Annotated in this window: 10 protein-coding genes and 1 pseudogene; 1 reads left to right on the top strand and 10 read right to left on the bottom strand. The window is 45.9% G+C overall.

The features are described 5' to 3' along the window. Window positions 1–8: 8 nt before the first annotated feature. Window positions 9–1,229, top strand: a complete 1,221-nt coding sequence (gene pncB / locus ACTHUE_RS07470) for a nicotinate phosphoribosyltransferase (protein ID WP_070459382.1) — start codon at window positions 9–11, stop codon at window positions 1,227–1,229. Between the two features lie 166 nt (window positions 1,230–1,395). On the opposite strand, the gene ACTHUE_RS07465 is transcribed toward pncB, so the two are convergent. From ACTHUE_RS07465 to mtgA, 10 genes and pseudogenes are all read right to left on the bottom strand, one after another. Further along, on the bottom strand, window positions 1,396–2,343 hold the full coding sequence (locus ACTHUE_RS07465; RefSeq protein ID WP_070459379.1) for an IS110 family transposase: 948 nt from the start codon (window positions 2,341–2,343) through the stop codon (window positions 1,396–1,398). 571 nt (window positions 2,344–2,914) lie between these two features. Next, window positions 2,915–4,087, bottom strand: a complete 1,173-nt coding sequence (locus ACTHUE_RS07460; protein WP_070459374.1) for a zonular occludens toxin domain-containing protein — start codon at window positions 4,085–4,087, stop codon at window positions 2,915–2,917. Window positions 4,088–4,096: 9 nt separating this feature from the next. Next, window positions 4,097–4,378 (bottom strand): DUF2523 family protein, encoded by a 282-nt coding sequence (locus ACTHUE_RS07455; RefSeq protein ID WP_070459371.1) that lies wholly within the window; start codon window positions 4,376–4,378, stop codon window positions 4,097–4,099. A 1-nt stretch (window position 4,379) separates the two neighbouring features. Next, entirely contained in the window at window positions 4,380–6,176 is a 1,797-nt protein-coding gene (locus ACTHUE_RS07450) for a virulence factor TspB C-terminal domain-related protein (protein WP_070459367.1), read from the bottom strand. Beyond that, window positions 6,166–6,468, bottom strand: coding sequence for a hypothetical protein (locus tag ACTHUE_RS07445; protein WP_070459364.1), 303 nt, complete (start codon window positions 6,466–6,468; stop codon window positions 6,166–6,168). Before ACTHUE_RS07445 ends, ACTHUE_RS07450 begins: the two co-directional genes overlap by 11 nt. An 8-nt stretch (window positions 6,469–6,476) precedes the next feature. Beyond that, entirely contained in the window at window positions 6,477–6,698 is a 222-nt protein-coding gene (locus ACTHUE_RS07440; RefSeq protein WP_070459361.1) for a hypothetical protein, read from the bottom strand. An 87-nt stretch (window positions 6,699–6,785) separates the two neighbouring features. After that, the gene (locus ACTHUE_RS07435; RefSeq protein ID WP_070459358.1) at window positions 6,786–7,055 is read right to left on the bottom strand and encodes a hypothetical protein; all 270 of its coding nucleotides are present in this window, start codon (window positions 7,053–7,055) and stop codon (window positions 6,786–6,788) included. A 20-nt stretch (window positions 7,056–7,075) separates the two neighbouring features. Continuing rightward, window positions 7,076–7,990: pseudogene (locus ACTHUE_RS07430) on the bottom strand (rolling circle replication-associated protein). Then, window positions 7,987–8,205, bottom strand: a complete 219-nt coding sequence (locus tag ACTHUE_RS07425; protein WP_070459355.1) for a hypothetical protein — start codon at window positions 8,203–8,205, stop codon at window positions 7,987–7,989. The pseudogene ACTHUE_RS07430 and the gene ACTHUE_RS07425 overlap by 4 nt, the downstream one beginning before the upstream one ends. 120 nt (window positions 8,206–8,325) lie before the next feature. Continuing rightward, window positions 8,326–8,804 (bottom strand): monofunctional biosynthetic peptidoglycan transglycosylase (gene mtgA / locus ACTHUE_RS07420; RefSeq protein ID WP_440402931.1); only part of this gene is annotated, 479 nt, incomplete at its 5' end.

Below are 8,804 nucleotides of genomic sequence, written 5' to 3'. Positions count from 1 at the left end.
GAAAACTTATGTCTGCTTATCAGCCCATTATCCAATCCCTGCTTGATACCGACCTGTACAAATTCACCATGCTGCAAGTCGTGTTGCACCAATTCCCGCAAACCCACAGCCTCTACGAATTCCGCTGTCGAAACAAAGAGATGGTGTATCCGCTGGCCGATATTCAAGAAGACTTGGAACGCGAACTCGACTCCCTGTGCCAGCTGCGCTTTACCCATGACGAACTTGCCTATCTGCGCAGCCTGCGTTTTATCAAAAGCGATTTTGTCGATTATCTCGAACTTTTCCAACTCCAACGCCGCTTCGTCCAAGTCAGCCCTGATGACCAAGGCCGTCTGAACATCCGCATCGAAGGCCCGATGATACAGGCGATGTTCTTCGAGATTTTCATTCTTGCCATCGTCAACGAACTCTATTTCCGCAGCTTGGAAACGCCTGCCGTCATCGAAGAAGGCGAGCGCCGTTTGCAGGCCAAAGCGCAACAGCTGAAAGAAATTGCAGCTACACAAAATCCAAATGATCCGCCGTTCCTTATTTCCGATTTCGGCACGCGCCGCCGCTACACCCTCGCATGGCAGGAACACGTTATCCGCACCTTGCTGGAAGCTGCTCCCGATATCGTGCGCGGTACCAGCAACGTTTATCTGGCCAAAAAAATCGGCATCACACCCATCGGCACCATGGCGCACGAGTTCCTCCAAGCCTTCCAAGCCTTGGACGTACGTTTGCGCAATTTCCAAAAAGCCGCGCTGGAAAGTTGGGTGCACGAATACCGCGGCGACCTCGGTATCGCCCTGACCGACGTAGTCGGCATGGATGCCTTCTTGCGCGACTTCGACCTGTACTTTGCCAAACTCTTCGACGGCCTGCGCCACGACAGCGGCGATCCTTATGTTTGGGGCGACAAAGCCTACGAGCATTACAAAAAACTCAAAATCGACAGCCGCACCAAAATGCTGACCTTTTCAGACGGCCTCGATATTGAGCGTTCATGGGCGTTGCACCAATACTTCAAAGACCGTTTCAAAACCAGTTTCGGTATCGGTACCAACCTGACCAACGATTTGGGACACACGCCTTTGAACATTGTCTTGAAGCTCGTCGAGTGTAACGGCCAATCCGTCGCCAAGCTCTCCGACTCCCCGGGCAAAACCATGACCACCAACAACACCTTCCTCGCTTACCTGCGCCAAGTGTTTGACGTACCTGAGCCGGAAGAGAAAGCCTAAAAACAAAGATAGTGTATTTCACAGTCAATAAACTTTACATTTCTTAAAGTTGCAATAATACGCACCCTGATTTGTTCAGGGTGTTTTGTTTGATATTAAATGGTTTTGCGTTTTATTTTTTTATTTAGTAAATTAAAAATCGCCGGCGAAAACCAGGTTTAATTTTTCATTTATATCTTTCCACTTGAAAATCTTGGCCGTTCTTCAAAAGTGTGAACGCTATTACCGCCAGTTTCCGCATGAGTGCGACAATTATCACTTTCGGCCTTTTGCCGTTCTTTTGTAGTCGGCTTACATACTTGGCAAAGGTGCTGCTTCGGTATGCGTGCATAGCCGGAATAAACAAGGTTGTTCGCAAATGGGTATTGCCCAGCTTAGAAATACGCGGTCTGCCTTTTAGGCTTGTTCCTGACTGGTTTTCCTTGGGGTCTAAGCCTAGGTAGGCTACAAATTGCGCTGCGGTCTTGAACCGGTCCGTTTGGGTCAGAACTGATAAAAGGCTATTGGCCGCTGCTTCGCCTATGCCTGTGATGGTTTTCAGGCGCTCTTTTTGGATTTTGTAGTCGGGATTGTCTTTGTGAAACTGGTTCAGTTGGTTTTGAACGGCTTTGATTTGCTGTTGAAGATGGGTAATGGTGGACTGTATCAGTGGGAGCAGGTAGGCGGGGGCGGTTTGGAGTTTGGTTTGTTCGGCTGCTTTTTGGCGTTTCAGACGGTGTTGGTATCGTGTCAGTTCTCGCAGTTTGGTTTGTGCTTCGGTGGGTTTCTGCCACGGTCGGGGTTCTAGTGCTTTGCAGTATTGGGCTATAGTTTTTGCGTCTTGACGGTCTGTTTTGGTTCTTTGTAAAACGGCTGTCCCGAAACCTTTTATTTTACGTGGGTTCTCTACACTCATTCGGTAGTATTTGCTCAAATATTCAGCTGCTGCTTCGTAGTATTTCCCTGTTGCTTCGCAGCAGCAATGAAGCCTTTCTGTTGCGCCGTTTTCTTTTAGCCAGTCTTTCAGGTCTTGAAATCCGGCCTGGCTGTTTTTGAACTTACGCTCAAAAAAAAGGCCGTCTGAAATCAGACAGCAATCTATTGTTAATTTCGATACGTCTATGCCTAAGTACATGGGGTTTTGCCTTATGAATACGGGCTTTTTGCCCTAGATAGTGTTCAAATTCAGGTTATTAGAAGACCCGTGCTTCAATCTTTGTTACAGCCTTGTGGCTGTGCCGTACTTACGAAGTCACGGGCTTTGCTTGGTGTTTCGTCAAACGCCAAGCCCTGAAAATGCTGGTTTCACGTTCAGGGCTTGGGGCTTTAAATGTTTTTGCCTTCGGCGACGTTCGCCACGTGGCAGGGGGTGGGGTAAAAAAACCACCCCACCCCTTTGCCCTAGCGTTTTAGGGTTGGCTAGCGTCAAGGGGTATCCAAAAAGATTTATAAAGACGATAAAGCTGTCTTTACAAATCTTTCTGGACGTCCTCCCCCTGACTTGTGGTTAGGTGTGCGATTGGACTGCGAACATTAAGACCCCTGCTGCGCATAATACAAGAAAAATAATAGCAAGACCGAAAATAAAAATGCCAAATTCCTTAATCAACATTTTGAAATAAGCCGTGCCATGCTTTCTATGGATGTGAATTATTGCATAAACAACCAAACACGAAATAACAAATTCTAATGCGTTCATCGTTTCCCTAATTTATTTTTCCGCCCTCATTACTTAGGGCTTTATCTTCGTATCCGTCATACATTAAATTCTGCGGACTCTTTCCACCCATTGTCAAGACTTGCGGTTTTTCTGATACTGATGAATTTGAATCAGCCGTTAATGCTTCGTTTTGTTTAGTTTTATAAGGGTTGAAGGGCAAGCCATCTTTAATATAGCTTAAACAGGTTTTTTTGCTAATTTCTGAAATTTTAGACCCTTGGTCTGTATAGCAATTACAGCCATTATCGCTTTTTACGCACGCGGACGGCCAAGGCATGACTTTTACGGCTTTGTTCATGCCGTCGTATATAGGGGCGGTTTCGGGGCGTTCTGCGATACGGGGCTGATAGTCTTCTTCTGTCAAATGAGGCTTGGGCGGTTCGGACGGCGTTTGCACCTTTGCTGCTGCGTACTGCCCCGCTGCGCCGTCGTCCGCCGCGGGAGCGGCTGCCGCCTGCGCTTCGGGGCTTGCCGCTGACGCGGCAATGTGTGCCTGTGCCGTTTGTCCCTCTATTATTGGTTTTTCCATATTTTTCCAAAAGGATGAGAAATAATACAAACCTCCACCAAGCAAGGCTATTGCGATGGGTATCAGATAAAGAACCTTGCTGCGCTTGGTTCTGATTTTGGTGTGTTCTTCAGCGGACTTGTACAGCCCATACACGCTTTTATCAAGCCTATACACGCTGATTAGGGCTTCCCTGATGTTTGCCCTGCTTTCAGGGTCTTTTGCGCCGCCTGTCGTCCATTCGAGCTTACGGCGCAGTCCTAAATTAGTCTTGCCGAAATGGGTGTGGTGTTCTATCAGTCCGCGCAAATGGACGTCTATCAGACGGGGATGTTGAGTTATCAAGAGGAAATCAAGACCACGGTGTCTATGTGTTTCAAGTTCGGCGACGTAGTCAGGTACTTTCGAACCGCTAGGACGTGGGCGGAATATGCGTTGGCATTCGTCAACAACGATAATCGCGCCCGGCGGTGCCCACTTCGGCCATGTCTGAATGCTTTCTCCTTCTGGTATTTCTTCATGTGGTATTTTCAGGTCAAGAATGCCGTCTACATAAAGCGGACGATTCATAAAGTCTTTTTGCTTGGCAAGCATGGAAACGACTTTCAGGGTTTTGCCCGAACCCGGTACGCCTGTTAACAGATATAACATGTTTTCTTCCTATTTCGACTGAATGATGGTAGACAGTTTTTTAAAGCCTTTTAGGGATATTACGAAGCTGAACGCACCAAATATCCAATTCAGAATGACACCGAATCCCGCTATATACAGTATTTGCAAGGCTTCGTCGGGGAAACCGCCGATACTACGGCTTATTTCGTTAATGAAATAATCCTGCAAAGCATTCAGTCCTGTTACTGAAATAAAACTCAAACCTACGGCGGTCAGTATGCGCCCTGCTACGGACATGAGGACGCCTGTTATCAATGATGCCCAGTTCATTTCACAATTCCTTTACGGATTCATAGACAAAATAGGCACATGTCAGCACGCATATTGCGATGAAGATGGGGCGCAGCTTGCGCGCCAAGTCGCACAACGGGTCATAGCTGAACTCTACCTGTCCCAATGCACCGAAATCTACGGAGCGGGGAGCGGGACACTTCCCGTCAGACTGGAACACGTCCAAAGGCTTGAAATTCAGGTCTATGGTCTGTTCAGGTAGTTTAATATCTTCCGACTTTCCTCCCAAAATACATTGAGCAGTATTCGGGTTCTGCTTACAAAAATCTTGTTTCTGATTCTCTTCGTTTTGATTTTGCTGCCCTGTCGGATTGTTCGGCTGATTCGGTGTATTTGGCGAATTCGGGCTATTTGGTGCGTTTGGCGTGTCTGGACTCTCCTGTCTGCTCGGTGTTGTCTTTTCGGGCTTATTCGGTGCTTCTGGACTGTTTGGCTTTAAATCTGGACGCGGAACATAATCAACGCCTACAGTGCCATCTTGATTCATTTTGAATCTTGTTTGTTGAGGGGTGCTACTACCTTCAGGGGTATATGGCGCACTAAGTGCGGTATCAGGGCTAAATGTGCTTGGCTCGGCAGATTGATTCATAACGCCCATTTTTGCCAGTTGGTTCATCAACTCGGCATGGTTTGTCTGATTGTTTTCAAGCATACGCTTGAGAATGTCTAACATTTCTTTTTGTGTCAGCATGAAATCTTCAGGTTTTACTTGGCTTTGATTTTGTGCAATCTTCTCTTTTTCTGATTCTGGAACTGTACCTTCTTTATATGTATTGTAATAAACATAGACACGTTTATCTGATGGAGTGCTAACAGTAATCCTTGATGGTGATGAATTAGGAATGTCAATATCAACATGAGAAGAAAAACGGCCTAGATTATCAGAAAAGACGTCCAAAGAATTACTTTTTGAACCATTTAAATTAATTCCAAATTTAGAATAGAAAACATAATTTTGATAACTGCCATTTATATTTACTATCAATTGATATTTAATCATTCGATTCTTTTTTGCTTCTTCGTCTTTCTTCTGTTCTTCTTTCTTTTGTTGGTCTTGTTGTTGCGCTTTTTGTGCTGCTTCTGCTGCTTTTCCAGCTGCTGCTTGTGCTACTGCTTTTTGGTAGTTTCCTTCGGCTTCTGCTTGGCGTTGTGCTGCATAAAATCTTTCTGCTGCATCTCTATATTGTTGCTGTGATGGATTATTTACTAACCCTAAAGATCGCCCTAAATTCACAATTGATTCAGGCAATCCACCAAATAGATTATTTCCGAAATCTCCTAAAGCAAGTACCGAACCTTCAAATGCTGACTTATAATTTCCAGCTCTTAACTGAGTTGCTACATATGATCCATTTTTACTTAAAGCATTTGCAATTGATGAGCCAAACCATACACCCGTAGCAGTTTTCTGAATTGCGCTTGTACCAACTCTTTGATTAACAGTTGTATACATTTTGCCAGTTTCGCCGTACTTTCCCGTAACGGTTACAGTCTTGTTTTGACTTCCGTTGTATGTTCCACCGTCTTTGTTTACGGTCGGTTTGCCGTTGTTTTGTACGTCAACCTTCCAAACGCCTGTTTTTGGATCGTAGCCACGACGTTGCAAGGCTTGGTCACTCGGAAAGCCTGCGTTTTGATGTTGTCCCGGCGGCGGTAATCCTACTTCTGCCCATGCCTGCTCTACGACCAAGAGCGAGCCAAGACATACAAAAAGACGGCTAATGTTAGGGGCTTTACCATACCCAATAAAAATGCTGATTCGGGTGTCATTCTTCATTTCTTTCTCTCTGCCATAAAACCAGTTTCACAATAACGACAACGGCAAAGACGGCAATCATGGCATACATCATCTGTGTGCCGATTTGTTCGCCGAGACGGTAATATTTCATGCTGTCGCACTGCGGAAATTGAAGTTTTACGGTCTGTTCGTTATAAGTCCAAGTCTGTCCGTTAAAAACGGGGTGATGCAACACCCCGTCTTTGTCTATGGTCGGTACGACTTGAGTCATCACTTCGTTTGTTGCCTGCTCTGCCGTTTCATGACAGATTCTGCCGACCTGATAACCCATGTTGCACCTTATGCAGAGCGTTTCACTGCGGATTTGATAACACTAATGGAAACGGCGGCAACGGCCAAAGCAACGGCAACCGCGCCGACGGCAATAATGCCCGATTTCAATGAGCCCAATTCTGTTTTAGCGGCTTCGACCATGCCGTTATCTTCTGCGAATGCTAATACTGGCAATGCTGCAACGGTTACAAAAGCGGCTGCTTTTTGAAATTTGGTTTTAATACTCATGATATTTTCCTTTATGGAGTTAAAAAAATGGTTGTGGCGGTGTTTCGGGGTCAATTCAGGGAACACCGCCGAACCCCTGAAACTGGTTTATGCTTCGTCCGAATAGTAGATGTTGTCTTTAAATGCACGAGGAAACACTTGCATTGAGACGATTTGCTGCGGTTTGTAATGCTCGTACTTTTCTGGATGTTTTGTGCGAACTTCGCAAAGGCGGGTTTCTGTATCTGAACGGATAATCAAACCGACATAGTGGGTCTTGCTGAATGTGCCGTCTTGGTTTTTGCGTTCTCGTGCGAACATCCGGTCAAATGCGGCAATGACGAAAATACCTTGTTTGCGTTCGGTTTCTTGAGACATGATGTTTCCTTTCTGCCAACTTAGGGCATATTGATGATGGTTTCTCGGTTATAAAACGCCCATTTCGGGCTAATTAAGCTGGATAAAATACGGTTGTAGTTTTCTTCTGTAATGGCTTTGAGTTCTCTGTTAAATTCATGTTTTGCATACTGTTTTAAATATGGCTCAATGCAGATAATCCATTTCTGGAGCTTCTCGCGCCATAGGCGCGAACCAGCACTTACAAACGAAAAATTGCTGTTTGCAATCTTCCACAGACTTTTTTTGTCGATGGTTGTACGAATCAGGCGATAGCCTTTGTCTTCAGGAAGTCTGCTGTTAATGTGTTTTGAAATGTATTTGGCCACATATCTTGCCAAGCCTTTGCTGTTGGTCTTTACCGGCAAAAGTTCGGAACGGCCGAAACCGTATTTATCCATGTTTTCACGAAGAATTTGCCAAAGCTGACGGAGTGCTTTGTTTGCTGATGTGTAGTTTCGGGCTTGAATTTGCTTAAAATTCAGGCCGCGGCGAATGTCTTCGCGTGTGTTCACAATCAGATGGAAATGAATACGACCGCTTTTCATGCGCTCGTATACGCAGACATAATGTTCGAAATGTTTTTTAAGAAAGTTTGTGCGCAGGCTGTGAAAGCGGCGGCTTGCCTCTTTGACGTCTTATACGTCGTCGGCAAATGTAAGGGTAAGGAATCCAACCTTTTCAATTCCGAAAACTTCGATGAACTGGCGTACATTCATCTCAAGGGCGGCGGCGGATTTCTTGTGTGAGGTGGAAAATTCGTTGAATTCGGGTTTTGCTGTGTTCGGCAGGTATTTTTCGTAACCAATCGGAATTTGCTTTGCATTGTTTTTATTAAGGTTTTCTGCCTCAATGCAGTTGTTACTATTTAGACAAGGAAGAGCGCGTTCCGCGCTTGCTGAAGCTGAACGATTCATGATTGCACCTCCGCCATCAGTGCGGATACGCTTAATTGACCGTATAAATCGGCTTCGCCATAAGTGATTTGGGGATTGTTGGGATTGCGGATAGGAAAAGCTCTGGTTTCCAAGCAATCGATGGTTCCGCAGGTCTCGGAAAACAGGCGGAAGATGTAGGCAACGGGATTTTTTTCAGGTTGCGGTGTAATTGTGTAGTAGGCAAATGTTGACATTTCAGACCCCTTGAAAATTCGGTTAATCGGAACTTGTCAAGGGGTTTGTTTTGTAATTTACACTCCCTTAACGGAGTGCAATATATAAGGCCGTCTGAAATATTCAGACGGCCTTTTTAATTAATCCATATCACTTTCGGGCAATTCTGCCGAACCCATGCGGCGCAGGATGATATTGGTTTTGTTGTGCATCCGTTTGCTCTTAGGGTGGTCTGCGTAAAACAGAGGAGCCGGAACGCGTGCTGTGAGCTTGGCGGCTTGTTGGCGTGTGAGGGCGGAGGCAGGTTTCTTGTAGAAATACTGGGACGCCGCTTCCGCGCCGAATACGCCGTAGTGCCATTCGATTGAGTTCAGATACAGCTCAAAAATGCGGTCTTTGTCGGTAACCGCTTCCATCATCGCAGTAATCGCCGCTTCTTCGCCTTTGCGGATGTAGCTGCGGCTTTCGTTGAGAAACAGGTTTTTCGCCAGTTGCTGGCTGATGGTCGAACCGCCGGCTTTGACTTCGCCGCTTTGCTTATTGCGTTTCATGGCGTATTTGATGCCGTTCCAGTCAAAGCCGCTGTGTTCGGCAAAGTTGGCGTCTTCGGAAGCAATCA

The sequence above is a fragment of the Neisseria sp. P0021.S005 genome (assembly GCF_051956955.1).
The sequence above is the reverse complement of the archived record's forward strand: the minus strand, read 5'-3'. Positions and strand labels throughout refer to the sequence as shown.